The following is an 18918-nucleotide window of genomic DNA, read 5'->3' as shown; positions in this document are numbered from 1 at the left end:
TTTGACTGTTAATATACTCTTCTAAACTCTTATTGTAAAGAGAGAAAATACAAAAAAAGAAACCTTCCCTTAATGAAAGGTTTCCTTCCACATACTACTATCAACAAACCACCACTACAAAAGTAAGTGCGATATATAAACAAATCGGACTATATAACCACGTATCATACACTGAAAATTTTGTCCCTTTTACCTTTTTAAAAAACCCAACATATTTCATATCACCGACTGCACGTAACAAGAAAATCCCAGCTAAAACGATACATCCCCATCTTGTGTAGCGACTTGGATTCCAAAAAGACAAATATCCACTTTGTGCTAATAGAATCATAGCAAAACATAAAATGGCAAGTGCCACTGCAAAAGTCCCTATTTTTCGCGGAACAAAAGCATATTCGCCGCTGTCTTTTTTCATCGGAAGAACAACCTTACTCCCCCATGATCCACCACATGCCCAGTACATATGAATGAGACTGATGAACACAAGTATGCTCGCACCTAAAATGATAAAAAATGCTGCCATTGTATTCCCTCCTTATACATATGATAAATCATTTTTCTTCTTCATAGTTTCTCTAATTTTTAGGAACTCCCTTGTAAACACAACCCAATATAAGGAAATCTTCAGCTTATAACTTACGGATAGGACTCATAACCGCAATAAAAACTTCCACCATCTTTGCAGCTGACGCCAATGCAAACACTGCAACTGGATTATAGCTAGAGATTATCCCACCTATTAAAGCTCCTAATGGCATCGCAAGACGAGTAAGTACTCGCGAGAAGCCTAGAACCCTTCCCTGTATTTCGGTAGGCACTGTTTCTTGCCGGATTGATGCTACGATCGTGTTCCAAGCTATATTACAAATCATCGCAACACCAAGAGCAATACCGGGTGCTAGCCAATATTTACTCCAGATTGCATATGTTAACCCAATTGCACCTATACCTAGAAGAACAGGGATAAGAATTCCACGCCGAAAGTACCTTTCGAGTGGAACTGCAATAATACTTCCTATAAGTCCCCCAACTCCAATTAAGGTGTAATTATAACCGCTTTGCTCAGCGGATAGATGTAATGTTGAAAGCAAATAATACATGAACACGCCCAGTACAGCACTCGCACCAAAGTTACCAACCGAAGCTTGAAGAGATAAAGCAAGGTTAAGGCGATTATTCGTCAGCCATTTCAGTCCCTCTTTTAGATCTCTCGCTATGCTTTGTAATACATTGCCTTCTTTAACGCCGACCTTATTTCTCCCTAATTCAGGTAAGAGTAATACTGCGATTACAGTAGCTGCAAAGGAAAAGACATTTAACCAAAGCGCGTTAAACCCTCCAATTATGGCGATTATCATACCTGCTAATGTTGGACCTACTAAACTAGCAATTTGATTAACCATTTGATATGCCGAGTTCGCTTTTATTAACTTTTGATCTGCAATAAACGGAATTGCTGTAACAGTAACTACATCAAATAACATGGATAAGACAGCTAGAATAAAAGAAATAACGTATAGATGCCAGATTTGGAGCACCTCCAAAAAATGGAGGATTGGAATTAGTCCAACCAAGAACATACTTCCTAAATCAGCTATCCACATCAACCTTCGTCGATTCCAGCGGTCTACCATTACACCAACGATAGGACCAAATAAAACAATAGGTAATACACTAGTAGCAAAAAGCGAACTCATAACTACTGCCGAACCAGTCAACTCATAAGCAATCCAAGGAATCGCAAACGTATAAAGAGCGTCACCGAGCCGAGAAATGAGTATACTAGAAACAAAAACCATATAGGAACTAGGTAAATGTGTAACTTTTGATAACCACTTATTTCCTTTCGTTTGCAACGATGAGTTGAACCTTGTTTCTTTTTTAAGGGTCAATCCTAGTCCTCCTTTCTGTATATAAATGTTATAACTTATTTAAATTTCGCTGTTCAGACAGTAATTGCAAAACATTTCCGAATCTTAAGAATTCTATTCTTAGTTTAACATAATTGTGAGTGAATCCTCTTACTTCAAAGATAGTGTAACCAGACAGCATATGATAAGAAAATTTTGGAATATAAAACTACTATTTTTTTGCGAAAAAAAGGAGTCCTTCCCTAAATCAACGAATTTGTTAATTACAACTTAAAACATAAAATGACTGAAGGTGACTAGATGGTAATTTATATCGCGTTATTACGAGGTATTAACGTAAGTGGACATAACAAAATTAAGATGGCTGAACTAAGAAGTACCTTCGAAACACTAGGCCTTAGCCAAGTGCAAACGTATATTCAAACTGGCAATGTCCTTTTCAAATCGGATGAAAGCAAAGAGCAGCTACGCCTCCGAATCGAGGATGCAATCAGAACCAATTTTGGCATTTCAGTCACCGTTATCTTAAGAACAGCTGATGAACTGGAGCGAATCATTGCAGAATGCCCATATGCAGATGTCCCTTTAGCTGAAGGAGAAAGCATTCATATTTCAATATTGACAGAAGCGCCGCCGCAGAAGATAGTCGATCGATTGGCAAGCAGCGAACGTAATAACGATGAATACCATATCGATCGACGTGTAATTTACTTCTTGTTTCGGCAAAGCATCTTAGATTCCAAGTTGGCAAAAAATATGCAAAGTCTTGGCAATACAGCAACAACGCGTAACTGGAATACAATCAACAAAGTTGTGGCGTTAGCAAAAGCAATGCAAGGTAAACTTGTTTGAATTGTATGATCAAAACCCTATAGGTAAGCTATAGGGTTTAAATTATTTTCGACATATAATATTCATTAATAAATTCATTCCCAATGATAAGAGAATGACGTTTTATTCCTTCAATTTCGAACCCTGACTTTTTATATAAAGCTATTCTCGCTTCAGCTATTTTAATTTTTTGAATTCGTACATTTTTCATTTTCAATTCCTCCATAAGGGTTTTTATATGTGTAATCCCCTCTTAGATGACTCTCTTACATTATTTCTTTCTATTACATTAATCGTTCACTTGAGAAAGTTTTTATTCCTTTAAAAACACGGCGCACTTATTGTAATATAATTCTATAAATGGATTTTATTACAATAAAAAAAGAGGGGATAAACATGATTAAATATGATGAAAAAAGATATGAAACATATATGCAGTTACCTAACGCTGATGAGGTAAAAAAACATTTAGAACTACAAAGTGTTTTAAAAATTGTAAATGAAAATCCAAATATTTCACAAATTTTAGATATCGGCACCGCAACGGGAAGATATCCAATTTTATTTGCTAAAAAGAAATATGAGGTTACTGGAATAGATATTTCCGAAGAAGCTCTGACAATCGCGTCTAATAATGTTATGAAAGAAAGAGTTTCGGATAGAGTTAATCTATTTAAAATGGATGCAACAGAGCTTGATTTCCCTGAAAATTCATTTGATTTAATTACGTGTATGATGGGTACTATTTGTCATATGAACCAAGATCAGTATGAGGGTTTTCTTAAAAAAGTTAAATATATTTTAAAACCAAGAGGTTTTGTTATTATTTCATCTTGGGACCCTGATTGTTCTTTCACTGAATTTTTATCATTTTATAACGCACAAGAAAAAGTTAAATTAAAGAATAATAGTATGGCTGCTAAAGAATTTAAAGGATTAATAGATTCAATATTTCCCTATGCTAAAATTCAAAATATCATTCCATTTTCAGATGAACAGATGGCTTCTTTTCAGCCAGATAATGAATTTGATGCATTTATAGACATCCAAGAGCATATTTATAGTAGAATTCATAACAAAGTCGGTCAAATGTATCTTGCTATTGGATATAAATAAACGAAAAGATGGTATGTATATGAATAGGAACTTTTTAAAAGGCTCGTTAGCCCTATCGATGGCTGCTGCTATTTGGGGCGGAATGTATGTAATTAGTAAAATTGTTTTAGGATATATTCAACCTTGGCTATTATTAGAAATTCGTTTTATTATTAGTTTATTTGTTTTAGGATCCATAACTTGGTGGAAAGGGTTATGGAAAATTCACCGACAAGATGTTTTTAAAATGGCTATGATTGGTTTAGTTGGATATACCGGTTCTATTGGAATGCAATTTGTTGGGACAAACCTATCTAGTGCCGCAATGGGATCTTTGATTACAGCTGCTTCTCCAGCACTTATTTCTATCTTTGCTTTCTATATTTTAAAAGAAAAATTGCAAATAAATAAAATAACCGCACTTATTCTTGCAACGATTGGAGTACTTTGTGTTATCGGTCTTCCATCCACCAATAATCAAACTGAAAGTATGTATCTAGGAAATATTATACTCTTCGGTGCTGCTATTACTTGGGCTATTTATACAGTACTAAGTAAAGTACAAACACAAAGATATTCTTCTCTTACAGTTACTACTTGGTCTAATTTGTTTGGTGTAATTTTTACTATTCCTATTGTAATTTGGGAGCAAGCAGTTACGCCTACTGATTTACCAAAAGACGTATGGATTTGGTTAGGAGTATTGTACTTAGGGATTATCTCAACTGCAGTAGCCTTTTATTTTTGGAACAAGGGCTTTGAATATCTAGATGCTAGTACTGGTTCTCTCTTCTTTTTCCTTCAACCTATAGTTGGTAGCTTGTTAGGCTTTTTATTACTTGATGAAAGTTTAGGCATCACTTTCATTTTAGGAGCCTGTTTAATTGGAATTGGCGTCTACTTATCTTCTAAAGAGAAAAGGATACTACTTTCTAAAAATAAAGGTATTAGCAACAAATAACGTTTTATCTTATATTGACTATATCGTATCATCATTCTTTACAATATAAAGGGGAGTTGACAAATAAAGGTCAACTCCTTTTTATCATCCGATAAAAGTTCCTTCTAGCACATGTATATCAGGATTCAATAATACGTTATCTTCCTATTCGGGAATACCACTAAGTACTAATAATTCGGATTTAAATCCTGCAATATCTACGAATTTGATTTACCATAACTTAGAAAAAAGAATTCATTTTCCACTAAACCGATATGTAGGACATCCTCTTATATTCGTTTTTACTCGAAATACTCCACCAGCGCTTGCATCTGTAGTATCTATTTTGGCTGTCGTAATGTATAAATCTTTTAAGTCATTTCCGCCAAAAGTGCAAGAAGTTACATATTTGGCCGGGATTGAAATACTTAGCAGCCGCTCTCCATTCAAAGGATTCCACCTCGATATTTTAGAACCGCCCCAATGAGCGATCCAGAGCATTCCTTCTTCGTCAATTGTGATTCCATCAGGAAGTCCTTCTTCTTTTTGTATGACAACAACATCTTGTGGATTTTCAATATTTCCTGTGTAAATATCATAATCAAAACGAACTACTTTTCTTGTCGGTGTATCTATGAAATACATATACTTATGATCTGGTGACCACGCTAATCCATTAGAAGTACTTACCTGTTCTACTTTCTTTGTTACAGTTAAATCGGTATCTAAACAGTAAAGAGCTCCCTTACCATCAATGCCAACACCTTCAGTAGTACCCGCCCAAAAACGCCCCCTCGGATCACATTTTCCATCATTAAAACGATTTTCTGGCAAATGACTTTCAGGGTCACAAATAGTCCGCAGTTCTTCCGTATCTGGATTTAAGAAATAAAAACCATTTTCTAGCGCAAGAATCATTTCACCACATTCACTCGGAGCCACTGATCCTACCATTTGTCCAAGAAAAATTCCCTTGCTTTCTTTTGTAATAGAATTATAGATATGAACCTTCTTCTCCAAAATATCAACCCAATACAATAGCTTCTTTTTACTATCCCAACAAGGCCCTTCTCCAAGAGTAGCCTTCGCATCAATGACTAGTTCTAATTCCCCAAGCAAATTAATCCCTCCCCATTAAAGAATATTCTGTCTTTTTATAATAACATGTAATGATTTTATATATGAATTAGTGGCATTTATTCTTTATCTAGAACTACAAAAATCCCCTTCAGATCGCTTATCTAAAGGGGATTCCTTATTTACGCAATTAATTCTAATTTATAAGACGCGTAATTCGCTTCTTCTTCCATGACAACCTATAATATCCATATTGCAAAAGTAAACTCACAATAAACGCAGCTGGATATCCAACCCATATTCCTTTTATCCCAAGACTCGTATGATATGACAGGAAATAAGCAACTGGAACTTCCACAAGCCAAATCGCTATTACTGCAAAAATAGTCGGCCACAATACAGTTCCGCTCGCTCTCATTGTTGCCCCAATAACTTGCGCATGACCGAAAATCAAGTAACTCCATAACGTAATCATAATGAGACTATGTGCAATATCAATCGTATTCTGACTCGTTAAAAAGAGTGCTAAAATTTCTTTTGAGAACAAATAAATAAATGAGATTAATATTCCACCAATTACATAGTTCATAACAAGTCCTGCCCGGATTACTTTTTGCAGGCGATCAAATTGATTTGCGCCAATGGACTGCGCTGCAAATATGGAAACAGTAATCCCAAGGCTCACTGCTGGCATCTGTACATAACTTGCTACTTGGTTTACTACTCCGTATGCTGCAGTTGCATCTGATCCAAAGCGATTTACAAAGGAAATAACGGCAATCTCTGATAATGAAACAAGTATCATATTAATACTTGCTGGAATGCCAAGACGTAATAATAATTTTAACAGCTCCCCATCCATGCGAAGATACTTTCGAACCGTTGCATCAAATTGCAATGGATGTTTCGTTTTTCTTAAATAAACTAACAGAATTATAAATGTAACAATTGTTGATATAACAGAAGCATATGCTGCGCCATACACACCGAGTTTCGGCAGGCCGAGCCACCCAAATATAAGAATAGGTAAGAATGCCATATTTAGTCCTGTACTCACAATTAAAAAATAAAATGGTGTTTTTGAATCCCCTGCTCCACGCATAAATGTTGTATATGCAAAATACAAAAATAGCACTGGCATGGAAATAAATAAAATTCGTGCATAATGAACACTTATATCAATAATATTTTCCGGTGTACCGACTAGTCGCATAATATCCATTGCAAACATACTACCCACTACCGCTAATATTGCTCCAAGTACGAACGTAAATGTCAACGTTGTACCAATAATGGCCTTTAAGCGGTCTTCATTACGAGCCCCAAAAGCCTGACCAATTAAAATTGAGCTACCAGAACCAATCCCAATTACAAATGAAATGAGTAGAAAAAACAATGGAAAGAAAGCGGAAATAGCAGCTAATTCATTAATGCCAAGCCACCGCCCTACTACTACCATACCAAACAACTGTCCAAGTGACTGCAATACATTACTTAACAATAAAGGAATAAGAAACATGGCCATAGAACGCCATATCGGTTTATTTTCTGTTCCTTCTTCAGTTATTTTCAAGTTTCATAACCCCTTTTATTGAGAAATGTCGCGATTATATCCTCGCTCTCCAAACGGCTGCAATTTCTCTAACCACTTCTCTTCTAGTTTCTTTAATTCTTCTTTTTCATTAAAATATCCCGTTTCTTTCTTTTTCAGCACTTCTAATATTTCAAATTCAAAAACATCTGCCCCGTATTCCTTCCAATCATCTTGCAATGCCTTATTCGTATGAGAACCCATATTAAGTAAAAGCCGTCTTCCACTCATCGTTTTGAAATTTCTTGTACTCTCTACATACACTTTTTCGTTCTTTATATTTCTAATACAATAAATCCCTCCTTCTATTTCTGTTTCTTTATACAGTTGTTTTAATTCTTTTTTTCTATTCAATTTCCTTTCTCCTTTCATTTTATCTCTATATATCTTTTCGCCATCTAAATCACTGCTATGCAGAATTCAACATGTATGCTACTTGCTTGCTCCTTTTGTTTTAACCTGGCATGCGGTAGAAAAAGGCCCTGACCGCTTCTATGCACGGCCAGATGCTCTCACCCATCTAAAAAGAAAGATGTTTTTTATATCGATTTTTTAATTTGTATTTATCTACATTGTTCTCTATAATTTCACCCAGTACTGACTTCCATCAGATGTTCTGTCAAGGAAACCATATTCAATTAAATACCTTCTTAACGTGACATAATCAGGAAATACACGTTCTAAAATCTCATTAACTTCTTTTTCTGTATATTTTTGATTGCTATCAAACTTTTTCACTAAATGTTTCAAAATAATGAGCTTTCGCTTTTGTTTCTTCGGAAATTTAGAAAGCGGTCCGTCTAATCCTTCTGTAAAATGTAATTTTAAAACTTCTTCATTCTCCTCTTCGGTAATGTCATACCGATGATCAAGCATCGTAGCTGTACGATGAATCGGGAGAAATTTAGGTTGATTCGTCGCTTTTTCTTCTGACAGCTCCATAAGCGCAAGAAACACTTTTGCTTGTTTCATTTTCTCCCTTAATGTAAAACGATGATTTCGAATTGTTGAAGTGCTTCCACCGTCCATTTCTTGTACAATCTCTTTATCGTTTAAACCCATATAAAAGAACTGGACCATCTTCTTCTGCAAATTTGTTAAACCAGTTAATTTCTTATCCAACCCTAATAAATAGTCGAACATAGAAATATGTTCGTTTGCGATATGAATTTGCGTAAACTTCTCTGCTTCATAAAAAATGTTCTGCTCTTGATAAATAATACCTTTCATAAATTTTTCTCCACAAGCTAAACAAACGTATTCTTCAGTATCCTTCTCAAATACATATCCTTTTTTCAATTCCTCTACTGTGGCATTCCAAAACCATTCTGAAATATCATTCATGCTAAACAATCCCTTAAAAAGTTTATTTTAAAAACAAACAAATTATGATTTGGTTTATTTTCATTTATAATACCACAGTAAAAATAAACATTTCAACTTTCCGTTTATCTATTTTCAAACAAAATCAAATAACGTTTATACCTTTAAGGTTTTACACCCCTCTAATAAAGCAAAATTTTTATCAACGAAAAAGCCCTGTCCCTCGGTAGTGCAATAAACAAATGCAAATTTTGTTTACAAATGTATATGAAAAATAAAATAACAAATAGGACTAGTCACCATACTAGTCCTATTTCTCATTAGTTCTATTAAATTCTTTTTTCTTAATTAACTTGAGGATAATAAAAGCAACTATTGTAGATAAAAAGACGAAGAATAATTGAAGATAGTCTAAATGGAATAATTGATTGAAGCTGTCTAGAGTTAACACTGCAACGCATGTCCTTATTTCACCAAAAAGAATTTATGCTTTTGGTTTCATCCCTGCCGATGCAATTGTAACAAGTGCAGTGTTTTCTCCTCTTTACTCCCTTTATGTTCAATACGCTTCGTCACGATCCCATCTTTCATAAACAAAATACAATCTCCTATTTCCGCTGCCACGTCCATCATATGTGTGGAAAAAATAACAATTGTCCCATTCTTCTTAATGTCCTGTAAAACCTCGACGAATGCATTAACCCAAAATGGATCTAAACCATTTGTTGGTTCGTCTAATAATAATAGTTTCGGTTTCCCTAATAACGCTTGTCCAAATACTAAGCGTTGCCGCATTCCCTTTGATAAATGTTTTACAAGTTCATTCCCCTTGTCAACCAAACCTATCTTTTCTAAGATTCCCTGTATTTGTTGTTGACTTACCCTTCGTAACATACCATAAAAAGAAAGAAATTCATGCACAGTCATCATTTCCTGCGCATGGAAGTCATCTGGCATATATCCAATTTGAGACACGTATGCATTTCTGTTTTCATGAAGAGCAATACCATTCAATACAATCGTACCTTCTGTCGGTTTTGAAATACCTGCCAATATATGAAGAAGTGTACTTTTTCCCGCACCGTTCCCACCACATAATACGATGCACGTTCCCCCGTCTACTTGAAGTGAAAAGTGAGTAAGTGCTTGTTTTGTCTTATATTCTTTTGAAACCTCTTTAACTTGTAAAAGTGTCATTGCATTTTTCTCCTTTCTAGCTTCCATGCAGAGAGAGTAAAACCAAAAGCCACATATATTAGTGTATATAAAATGAGAACTCCCCACGCAGCCTCAGATTGTAAGAAAGTAATGAGAGAATCGTATGCTTGTCCAAATATCGCACCACCGCCTAATTGAACAACAAATACGATGCGAAGCAATTCAGCAGGATTAATAAACAAAGCTATTTTTAGAAGCACAGCAATCATCGGATACGGAACAAAACTAAGAACAGCGACAAGCGCAGTAGGCCAAATCATAATTAAGAAAAACCAAACCCCAACAGATATTGTTAACGCTTGCCATCTTGTTACGACAAAAGAACCGATCACGAAACCAATTATTAAAAAGAAAAGTATTAATACTACCCCGAATACATAAAGAGCCAATATCCATTTCATAGATAGCGCACTTCCACAAACGAGACCGATTAGAAGACTTATGCCATAACTAAGTGTAAAAATAATAAGTTGCGCTGTAAATTGTCCAAATGCTTTTCCCATTACGTATGCAACACTAGAAATGGGATACGTACTTAATAACCGCCACTGCCCGTTTTCCATTTCATTCGCAACAGAAAAAGAACTAATAATAAGCATGAATAACGGTATAATATACAGTACTACATTCGCCATTGTACCTGTCATATTTGTGTATCCTGTTATAGTAGGCGTATTTCGCTCTAGTAAAAATAATAAAGACAGAACGCTCGTCCAAAGGATTACAAATGTATAAGATGAGCGTTGTCTTATCGTAATCCGCCACTCAGATTGCCAAATGTGCCACATAATATCCCTCTTTCCACAAAAAAGGACAACCGGAACGGTTGTCCTTTTTTATTAATGAGAATGATTCATATCCTTTTTCTTTGCATTCTCTTCTTTTATTTTCATCATCATATCCATGTTTTTGTTCCATTCATGCTTTTCTAAATCTTTTGCTGCTAACACTTCACCTTTATTTTTAGAAACAAAACTGTCCGCGTCTTTTTTATCTTTGAAAGAAATTACATTATAAGCCATCGGTGTTTTAATCTCTTTGTCATAAACATAAGTCGCTTTCTCTACTTCAACCCACTCTTTTGTATTGTAATCACGTACAAATTTTGCTTGCAACTTTTCATTTTTATTTTTGTTCATCCACTTGTACATACAACCTAGATCATCAAATTTTAATGATTTACCGTTTTCAAGAATTACTTCTGTTCCGAATTGATCGTTCGTCACAAGCATATTACAATTGGCACATTTATCATTTTTCTCGTCAATTGCTACTGGCTTAACTTCCTTTTTTCCGCAGCCAGCTACCGTCAATAAAAGAGCTGCAACTATTGTAATAAATAAACCTTTCCATTTCATCTTCTTTTCCTCCCAATTTTAAATAAAGTGATACTTATTGCTAACATACTCACACTAATCATTCCGATTTGCATCTTAAATGAGGATTTGTTTTCTTCTTTCTTTCCTCTCATTGTCATCATAGGCTCATAATCAGTTAAAACTTGGCTTTCAGGACTTTTCAACAACGTTTGGAGTACAATCATACCAGGTGCTTGGAAAAACAACTGATATTCAGGGACTTCATTTGTTAGTGTTAGAAAAAACGGATCTGCTCTATGTGGAATGCTACTAATACCATTTCCCTTTGTATCCAGCTTCAAGGATGTGTCCCAATAATTATGTATAATTTTGTTTTCAGTGCTGTTTATCGCTTGAGACTCATTTACATTTCCAACAAAGACATTGTCAGACACATGATTTTCATTCGCATTTTTAAATTGCATGCCAATAAAATTCCCGTTTACTTCATTATCTGAAATACGGTTGTTATTCGCATTTTCTACATACATCCCAACACGATTATAAGAAATTCGATTTTCAATCGTTTCTGTTTTCTCTGCATCATACAACAATAAACCTTGTGCGTTGACATTCCGATTATTGAAAGTTAACTCGTTCCTTTCAATTTTTGTTTCTTTTGTTCCCATCACCATGGCACCTGTAATATTGTTGTGAGACTTGTTATTTTGTACGGTTATGTGATTTGAAAACATAATATGTATGCCATAACGAGAATTTCCGATAGCATTACGAGTTATTCGATTAAAATGACTATTTTCTATATAAATGCCATCTCTTACTTTCTCAATCTCGACTCCTTGAATCATATTGTCATTTGATTCCCATAAGTCAATTCCGTTTCCTTTAGAATTCCCTTTAATCAAACCGCCTTCTACAACCGTACCACTCGCCCTATTTAATTTAATACCGAACTGCTTTGTGTAGATTTGAAGATTTTCCAACCGATGATTCTTACCAGAAACAAGAATAGCTTCCGCGTCTGGCTCACTACTGCATTGTTCTACCTTTATATGCTGTAAAGTGACAGATTGTCCATTTACCGTAATAACGGGTTCTTTACGACAAGAACGAATAGTGACTTCCCCTGTTCCCTCTAAAGTAACAGGTTTTGAAAGAACAATCGTTTCATTATAGATACCACTCGGTATTTTGACGATTCCATATTCAGGAGCAGCGTTAATTTGAGATTGCAACGTGTCCTGTGCATCAGCATGGAATAAAAAACTAAAAAAAGTAATACAAAAGAGAAAAAAAACTCGAGTTATTTTCATAGAGAAATCTCCTCTAATTTATGTCGACCTGTAAGCATGATAACAAACAATTGTGTGAAATTTGTGAAGTAACTTTGTATTTTTTGACAAAAAAAGATATTTTTCAAACTTATATACATCCCATTTTGTTTTTTCAACATATGTATTAAACGTTGCACGTGGCAGGAACAGGCTCTGACCGCTTCTATGCATGGCCAGATACTCTCGCCCTCCCCCCCGCAAAAAAATGAAAGAGATTTTTATGTTGTTTTCTTAGCATTCATACTTGGTTCCCTATGCCCATCAACTTAAGATCACATAATACCCCTATAATGAAAATTTTGTGCATTTTGTTTTTATTGTTTTTGGGAACCTGTTCGCCTTAACTTGATGGCGATGGAGTCATCATATCAAAAAAAGAAAATTGTACATTCAGACACATTCTAGACACATTCGAAGGTGTTAGCTGTACGTTAAGACTATTTTTGTTACTAAATGCGGACTATTTTGAGCTAGAAATCCAACTCTTATACTAAAAATTCACTTGCTAATACTCATTTAAAAATAAGGAAAACGTGTTATCTTTTATAAAATTATAGCTTTACAAAAAGGTAGATTATATAGAAAGGAAAGTGGAAAATTTCAGAATAAATTTACCTAAGTCGTTAAATCATGTAAATGATCAAGTAACATTGGATCAACATAAATTAGCACTGAAATTTAGTATTAATTAAAAAAAACTTGAGCTTAACACTATGTGAAGCTTTACATTATTGTAGAAAAGAACAGGAGGTTTAGAAATGAAAAAAATAGCAAATTTTTGTTTGGTGGCTGTACTATCCACATCAATTATCAGTGGTTGTGGTCAAATTCAAGATAATGAGAAGGTTCAGGGTAAGGATATTAAAAAGGTAGAGACACAAGAAAAAGTGGGAAAATATACAATGCCGGATGAAAAAAGTAAACATGAAGGTACATGGCTGCAATGGCCTCATGAATACACATATGGACAAGACTATCAGAGAGAATTAGAACCGATTTGGATCAAAATGGCAAACACTTTAAGCGAAGGTGAAAAAATTCACATTGTTGCATATAATCAAGAAGAAAAAGAAAGAATTAATAAGCTTTTAACTGATCAAGGGGTAAATATGGAAAAAATAGATTTCTTTATCTCACCTACTGACGATGTATGGGCTAGAGATAGCGGACCGATTTTTGTTTATGATCATGATAAGAATCTAAAGATATTAGATCCAGAATTTAATGGATGGGGAAAGAAGACTCCCTTTGCGAAGGATGCTCTTCTTCGTGAGAACCTCAGTAAACAGTTAGGAATTGAAAGAATTAATTGGCATAAATTTGTACTTGAAGGCGGGGCAATTGAATTAGATGGTAATGGTACTTCTTTATTAACCAGAAGTGCTGTTACAAATAAAAATAGAAATCCTGATTTATCAGAATCTGAAATCGAAAAATATATTAGCGATCTTGGAGTAACAAATTTTATTTGGTTAGACGGAGTACCTAACTTAGAAATTACTGATTTTCATATCGATGGATTCGCTAAATTTCACGATAAATCTACCATTCTAACGATGGCAGAAGACGACTTGGCTGAATGGGGGGTGTCAGACAAAGATATTAATACATTGATGCATGCAAAAAATGCTTTAGGTGGGAAGTATAAGTATGTACATCTACCGCTAAGTAAAAATAAGGTTACATTAGAAAATGGGAATCAACTTGATTATAAAGGTTCATATGTGAATTATTATATAGCGAACAAAGTTATATTGGTACCTAACTATAATGATCCTAATGACAAAATAGCAAATGATATCATTCAAAAATTATATCCTGACCATAAAGTGGTGGGTATTGATGTAAGGGAACTTTATAAAAATGGCGGTATGATACATTGTGTTACTCAACAACAACCAATCAATTTGAAATAATAAATTTATATTTTATTCTTAGCGATATAATTTTATAAACGAAAAGTCTCTTAAAGAAAAATTGAACTTATTTGTAAGATATTGTATAACAAAAATTATTTATCTTACTTTATTTAAGGAATAAATTAAATAACTAAAAAGTTTATGATAAAAATATTGTCAAGAGTAAATTTACCGCTTAACCACGGCTTTATATTTTTTATATAAATATATAATATAAAGCCGTGCTATAATCCACTCATGAAATATGCACGTTTCTAAAATATATAATCATAAGAGAATTGAATCGAGGAATAGTCGTATGTATCCAGCTTTTTGTGGGCAGTAAGAACCCCGTCTCAAAATTCAGCAAAAGCAAAGAAATTAGGTGAAGGTCGGGCTGCACGTAAAAATTCAGTTGGTGAGGGATGAGGCCCCCCTTTCACTTTACCGTTCATAATGACTTGTTCCAAATCAGTTACTCAATACCCCTTAAAATAGTGAGGTAAACAATATGAATCAAGTACACAATGGAATTATTTTTACTGCAATACCAAATAAATCGAATCAATATTATCGACCATTTTATGAAGATCTTATTTATTTTAATGAGAACCTAAATGAAAATAAAGCATTTACCGATCAACTTATATCTTTAACTGTAGAAGAACAAGACTTTGAAACAAACTTTTTTGAGTATGATGACATTTGGCTGAGAGACGTTGCGCCAGTTATAACAAATCACCTCGTTAAATTTAAATACCGACCAGATTACTTACCTGAAAGTCAAAGTCGATATTTAAATCAACAATTCAATAAATGGCTGGAGAAAAATGACTTTGAATATATTACTTCCCCATTGATATTAGATGGCGGTAATCTCATTTGGAATAAAAAAGACACTATTATACTAACAGATCGTATACTTGACGATAATTATGATTGGACAGAAAAAGAAATTATAGAGCAACTGGAATGGGACTTAGATGTCAGTCGAGTTATTATCATTCCTTCTGAACCAGGAGATGTGCTTGCACATGCAGACGGTATGATTAAGTTTATTGATGAACATACAATGTTTATCAGTGACTTTCTAGGAGATTGCGAATTTAGGTATAGCATTCAAGCGATTATTCAAGAACAGATGCCAGAAGCTGAATTTGTAGTTGTTCCTTCTTCATATACAGAGAAAGGGCAGTATGATCAAGAGATAGCATCAGCCAAAGGTTTATATATAAACCTGTTAGAAACAAGAGATGCGCTCTATGTTCCTAGGTTTGGATTATCTAAAGATCAGGAAGTCTTACAATACATCAAAAAACATACCGATAAACATGTAATTCCAGTTCATGTAGGAGATATATCGACAATGGGAGGCGCAATTAATTGTTTAACGTGGTATTGTCCCATTCATTTTTTACCTCCAAAATTTAAAAGCATGAAAAATCGTTAGAGGGAATTCTCTATTCTAGATTTTTTTAATTAGGAATGATGTCTGTTTGCAAATTCCCTGTAAAAAAATATAATACCTTTCACGTTCATGCTTATTATGAGGGTAAAAGGTTGTTATATAAGTTTATAAAAGACGTAGTAAATAAAGTTACACAAGGAGTAATTTAAATGTATACAATTACTGAATTTTCTCGAATTTGTAAAATAAGTACTCGGATGTTGAGACATTACGACCAAGAGAAAATACTGAAACCAGCATATGTTAATCCTATAAATGGATATAGGTATTATGAACAGGGTCAATTGGAAGTGGCATTACAAATCAAGAAACTAAGAGAATACAGATTTCCTCTCTCGAAAATCAAAATAATTCTTCAGGCACCAGACAAAAATTCACTCATCAAACATATGAAATTGCAAATTATGGAGTTGTCTCATGAAGTGAGACAACATTTACAGGTTATTTCTGAAATGAGTGAAATGATAAATAGAAATATGGATATCATTTCAACCCAGCGTAGACACTACGATATATTAATTGGAATGAGAAGTGAAATAACTGTCATAACGCAAAGATTACAAGTCGATATTAATGATATAGATGAACATTTTGATTTATTATATGAAAAAGCACAAGTGAATAATTTTCAAATAATAGGTTCTCCATCCGCCATCTTCTATGATGAAGAGTATATTCCGGACCATAGTGATATTGAATTAAGAATTCCAATTAATTATGAGAACACTGGAAATGTATCACTGGATTGGGAGATAAAAAAGCTAACCCCGCATCAAATTGTTACTACCTTGCATCATGGGAATTATGACGATATAGGTTACGGTTATATGGCACTAGAAGAATGGGTTAAAAATAATGGATATCTGACAGTTGCCACGCCATGTGAAGTCTATTTAAAGGGTCCTGAATGCGATTGCCCAGTAGAGGATTATGTGACACAAATTTGTTTTTTAATTTTTAAAAAGTAACAATAATGACTTAACATCGACACTATGTTAACGTTTATTCTATTTTTAAAAGCAATTTATCTTAAGAAAAGGAGTAGAAAAATGAAGGGAATTACAAAGAAAGCATTAACGGTCATTTGTCTGTTTTTTAATATAGTATTGATTTCAGCAGTTAGGATTCCGATTCGACCCTATAATTAAAACGTTTAGTAAAAATAAAATTTATACTTTTGAAAAGCTTATAAAACAACCTCGTCTGGAATTTATGATTGGTGGAACAATTCATATAAAGAAAATAAGAGAAAACTGGGATGATTGATTACGATTAACTAGCTCTGTTCGTAATGGAACCGTCACAGCTCTCTTATTCTCAAAAAACTTGCGGCTTATCTACGACAGAATAGTGTACCTGTAACTTCACGTGAAATAGGAAGGGTTAAAAGAACTTTATATGATTCAAGATCATCTGTACCTAGTTTATGAAGCTATACAAAAAGACATCCAAGAGGTATCAAAAATTTTTCTTCGTCTGTTTAATCTCTTACAGAAAAACGGACGAAAACCCCATCGATATGAGAAAAAACAATCTTTGATATTTTAGGTGTCGTTTACCAATACACTGTATCCAATCTAAAAACCGCATAGTCTTTAAAAATACAACTAATCAAGGTTTATTTGGAATGCGTATTTTAAAAAACAAATAAACAAAATATCAAGCATGTCTGCATCAAGAACGGAAGCCCATGTAATACCCAACCTTAGCTTGATGGGCATGGAGGCATTATATCATTCTAGGAAAATTGTACGCTAAAAGTACAATTTTCTGTAAAAGTAAACTTTTGAATAATAGTTTACTTTTAGTTTCTATAATACAACCTCATACATGTTAATATATATTTTGCATGGAAAATATTAACTTAAAAAAGGAGGAATATTATGACTGAAACAAACGAATTTTCAGAGGTAGATTTTAAAAAAAATGTGAAGTTTTCTATTATAATCCCTGCACACAATGAAGAAAAGTACATTAGAAAATGTTTGGACTCAATCGCAGAGGCATCAGAGGCATATAAAGATCAAACTGAAGTCATAGTTGTTTTAAATCGTTGCACAGATAAAACAGAGGAAATAGCAAAGTCTTATAACTGTATTACATTAAAAAATAACGATAAAAACTTATCCAAAATCCGAAATGCAGGGGCCAAAATAGCTAGTGGAGAAATAATCATTACTATAGACGCTGATACCCAAATGACAGAGTCTATGTTGTCTAATGTAGATAAATATTTAGCTTCAGGTAAATACATTGGCGGTGGGGTGACTGGGAAGTTTGAAAGAATATCTTTAGGAATATTCGTTTCCGCAATATTAATAATAATCCCCTTACTTTTTAAGTATGGAGCTATATCTGTAGGGATTTTTTGGTGCTATAGAAAAGACTTTATGGCAATCAACGGATTTAATGAAAACATGCTTATGGCAGAAGATGCAGATTTTGCTAAACGGTTAAAAGAATGGGGAAAGCAAAATAATAAGAAATTCGGTACAATTAAGAATGGAATGATAACTTCATGCAGAAGATTTGATAAATATGGAGACTGGGCTTTACTTAAAAATCCAAAGGTAATCTTAGCCTATTTAAAAGGAAATGATAAAAAATACGCAGATAAAACATATTATGATAATCAAGAAAGATAACGGTGAAAAATCCTAAATAAATTATCATCAAATGAACTAGTGAAACAAGCTAAATAAAATTTAAAAAGAACCAAAAGAATCTTATTTATTTAGGATTGTAAATGTCAAGGTAAACATGTACACTTTCGCTTCTGTAAAAATGTACAGAAATATTTAAAATATGGGCAGAAATTTTATTGTTCGTGAAAAAAGATACATTTATCTTTGTATCTTTAAATAAATGTATCTTTGCTGGATTTAGTACACTATAAAGTTTTGAACACACTTTGCATCTGATAGTAGCTATTTTGTCTCCCGAAATCATGAAG

17 protein-coding genes and 3 pseudogenes are annotated in these 18918 nt (G+C 33.8%); 9 read left to right on the top strand and 11 right to left on the bottom strand.

Annotated elements, in window-relative coordinates; genetic code table 11:
• Positions 1-100: 100 nt before the first annotated feature.
• Together PLX19_RS14675 and PLX19_RS14670 are read right to left on the bottom strand one after the other, a co-directional pair.
• Positions 101-523 (bottom strand): DUF3995 domain-containing protein, encoded by a 423-nt coding sequence (locus PLX19_RS14675; RefSeq protein ID WP_272189397.1) that lies wholly within the window; start codon positions 521-523, stop codon positions 101-103.
• A 106-nt stretch (positions 524-629) separates the two neighbouring features.
• Positions 630-1892, bottom strand: coding sequence for an MFS transporter (locus PLX19_RS14670; RefSeq protein WP_442869054.1), 1263 nt, complete (start codon positions 1890-1892; stop codon positions 630-632).
• Between the two features lie 279 nt (positions 1893-2171).
• Between PLX19_RS14670 and PLX19_RS14665 the strand changes: the two genes are divergently transcribed.
• On the top strand, positions 2172-2723 hold the full coding sequence (locus PLX19_RS14665; RefSeq protein WP_272189396.1) for a DUF1697 domain-containing protein: 552 nt from the start codon (positions 2172-2174) through the stop codon (positions 2721-2723).
• A 37-nt stretch (positions 2724-2760) separates the two neighbouring features.
• Here PLX19_RS14665 and PLX19_RS14660 read toward each other — a convergent pair.
• Positions 2761-2871: pseudogene (locus PLX19_RS14660) on the bottom strand (GNAT family N-acetyltransferase); the annotation flags it as partial.
• A 227-nt stretch (positions 2872-3098) separates the two neighbouring features.
• Here PLX19_RS14660 and PLX19_RS14655 point away from each other — a divergent pair.
• Entirely contained in the window at positions 3099-3818 is a 720-nt protein-coding gene (locus tag PLX19_RS14655; RefSeq protein WP_272189395.1) for a class I SAM-dependent methyltransferase, read from the top strand.
• A gap of 19 nt (positions 3819-3837) precedes the next feature.
• Positions 3838-4758 carry a DMT family transporter gene (locus PLX19_RS14650; RefSeq protein WP_272189394.1) on the top strand — a complete coding sequence of 307 codons (921 nt, stop codon included), beginning with the start codon at positions 3838-3840 and terminating at the stop codon, positions 4756-4758.
• Positions 4759-4992: 234 nt separating this feature from the next.
• On the opposite strand, the gene PLX19_RS14645 is transcribed toward PLX19_RS14650, so the two are convergent.
• The 8 genes from PLX19_RS14645 to PLX19_RS14610 all read right to left on the bottom strand — a co-directional run bounded on the left by PLX19_RS14645 (position 4993) and on the right by PLX19_RS14610 (position 12578).
• On the bottom strand, positions 4993-5856 hold the full coding sequence (locus tag PLX19_RS14645) for an SMP-30/gluconolactonase/LRE family protein (protein WP_272189392.1): 864 nt from the start codon (positions 5854-5856) through the stop codon (positions 4993-4995).
• Positions 5857-6010: 154 nt separating this feature from the next.
• On the bottom strand, positions 6011-7339 hold the full coding sequence (locus tag PLX19_RS14640; RefSeq protein ID WP_272189469.1) for an MATE family efflux transporter: 1329 nt from the start codon (positions 7337-7339) through the stop codon (positions 6011-6013).
• A gap of 63 nt (positions 7340-7402) precedes the next feature.
• Positions 7403-7759, bottom strand: a complete 357-nt coding sequence (locus PLX19_RS14635) for a GIY-YIG nuclease family protein (protein ID WP_272189391.1) — start codon at positions 7757-7759, stop codon at positions 7403-7405.
• 225 nt (positions 7760-7984) lie between these two features.
• Positions 7985-8749: a DUF2087 domain-containing protein gene (locus PLX19_RS14630; RefSeq protein WP_272189390.1), complete on the bottom strand. Its 765-nt coding sequence runs from the start codon at positions 8747-8749 to the stop codon at positions 7985-7987.
• Between the two features lie 477 nt (positions 8750-9226).
• Positions 9227-9925 carry an ABC transporter ATP-binding protein gene (locus PLX19_RS14625; RefSeq protein WP_272189389.1) on the bottom strand — a complete coding sequence of 233 codons (699 nt, stop codon included), beginning with the start codon at positions 9923-9925 and terminating at the stop codon, positions 9227-9229.
• Positions 9922-10734, bottom strand: coding sequence for an ABC transporter permease (locus PLX19_RS14620; RefSeq protein WP_272189387.1), 813 nt, complete (start codon positions 10732-10734; stop codon positions 9922-9924). Before PLX19_RS14620 ends, PLX19_RS14625 begins: the two co-directional genes overlap by 4 nt.
• A 51-nt stretch (positions 10735-10785) precedes the next feature.
• Positions 10786-11304, bottom strand: coding sequence for a nitrous oxide reductase accessory protein NosL (locus PLX19_RS14615; RefSeq protein WP_272189386.1), 519 nt, complete (start codon positions 11302-11304; stop codon positions 10786-10788).
• Positions 11301-12578 carry a right-handed parallel beta-helix repeat-containing protein gene (locus PLX19_RS14610; protein WP_272189385.1) on the bottom strand — a complete coding sequence of 426 codons (1278 nt, stop codon included), beginning with the start codon at positions 12576-12578 and terminating at the stop codon, positions 11301-11303. Before PLX19_RS14610 ends, PLX19_RS14615 begins: the two co-directional genes overlap by 4 nt.
• A gap of 779 nt (positions 12579-13357) precedes the next feature.
• Between PLX19_RS14610 and PLX19_RS14605 the strand changes: the two genes are divergently transcribed.
• The 6 genes and pseudogenes from PLX19_RS14605 (at position 13358) to PLX19_RS14580 (ending at position 18610) form a co-directional block, all read left to right on the top strand.
• On the top strand, positions 13358-14515 hold the full coding sequence (locus PLX19_RS14605) for an agmatine deiminase family protein (RefSeq protein ID WP_272189384.1): 1158 nt from the start codon (positions 13358-13360) through the stop codon (positions 14513-14515).
• Between the two features lie 493 nt (positions 14516-15008).
• Positions 15009-15947 carry an agmatine deiminase family protein gene (locus PLX19_RS14600; RefSeq protein WP_272189383.1) on the top strand — a complete coding sequence of 313 codons (939 nt, stop codon included), beginning with the start codon at positions 15009-15011 and terminating at the stop codon, positions 15945-15947.
• A gap of 167 nt (positions 15948-16114) precedes the next feature.
• The gene (locus PLX19_RS14595; RefSeq protein ID WP_272189382.1) at positions 16115-16933 is read left to right on the top strand and encodes a MerR family transcriptional regulator; all 819 of its coding nucleotides are present in this window, start codon (positions 16115-16117) and stop codon (positions 16931-16933) included.
• A 151-nt stretch (positions 16934-17084) separates the two neighbouring features.
• Positions 17085-17365 (top strand): annotated as a pseudogene (locus PLX19_RS14590) (Tn3 family transposase); the annotation flags it as partial.
• Positions 17352-17557: pseudogene (locus PLX19_RS14585) on the top strand (IS4 family transposase); the annotation flags it as partial. The pseudogenes PLX19_RS14590 and PLX19_RS14585, both read left to right, overlap by 14 nt.
• A gap of 291 nt (positions 17558-17848) precedes the next feature.
• Positions 17849-18610, top strand: coding sequence for a glycosyltransferase (locus tag PLX19_RS14580; RefSeq protein ID WP_272189381.1), 762 nt, complete (start codon positions 17849-17851; stop codon positions 18608-18610).
• Positions 18611-18918 lie beyond the last annotated feature (308 nt).

Source organism: Bacillus sp. BP-3 (assembly GCF_028401955.1).
GTDB lineage: Bacteria > Bacillota > Bacilli > Bacillales > Bacillaceae_G > Bacillus_A.
The sequence above is the reverse complement of the archived record's forward strand: the minus strand, read 5'-3'. Positions and strand labels throughout refer to the sequence as shown.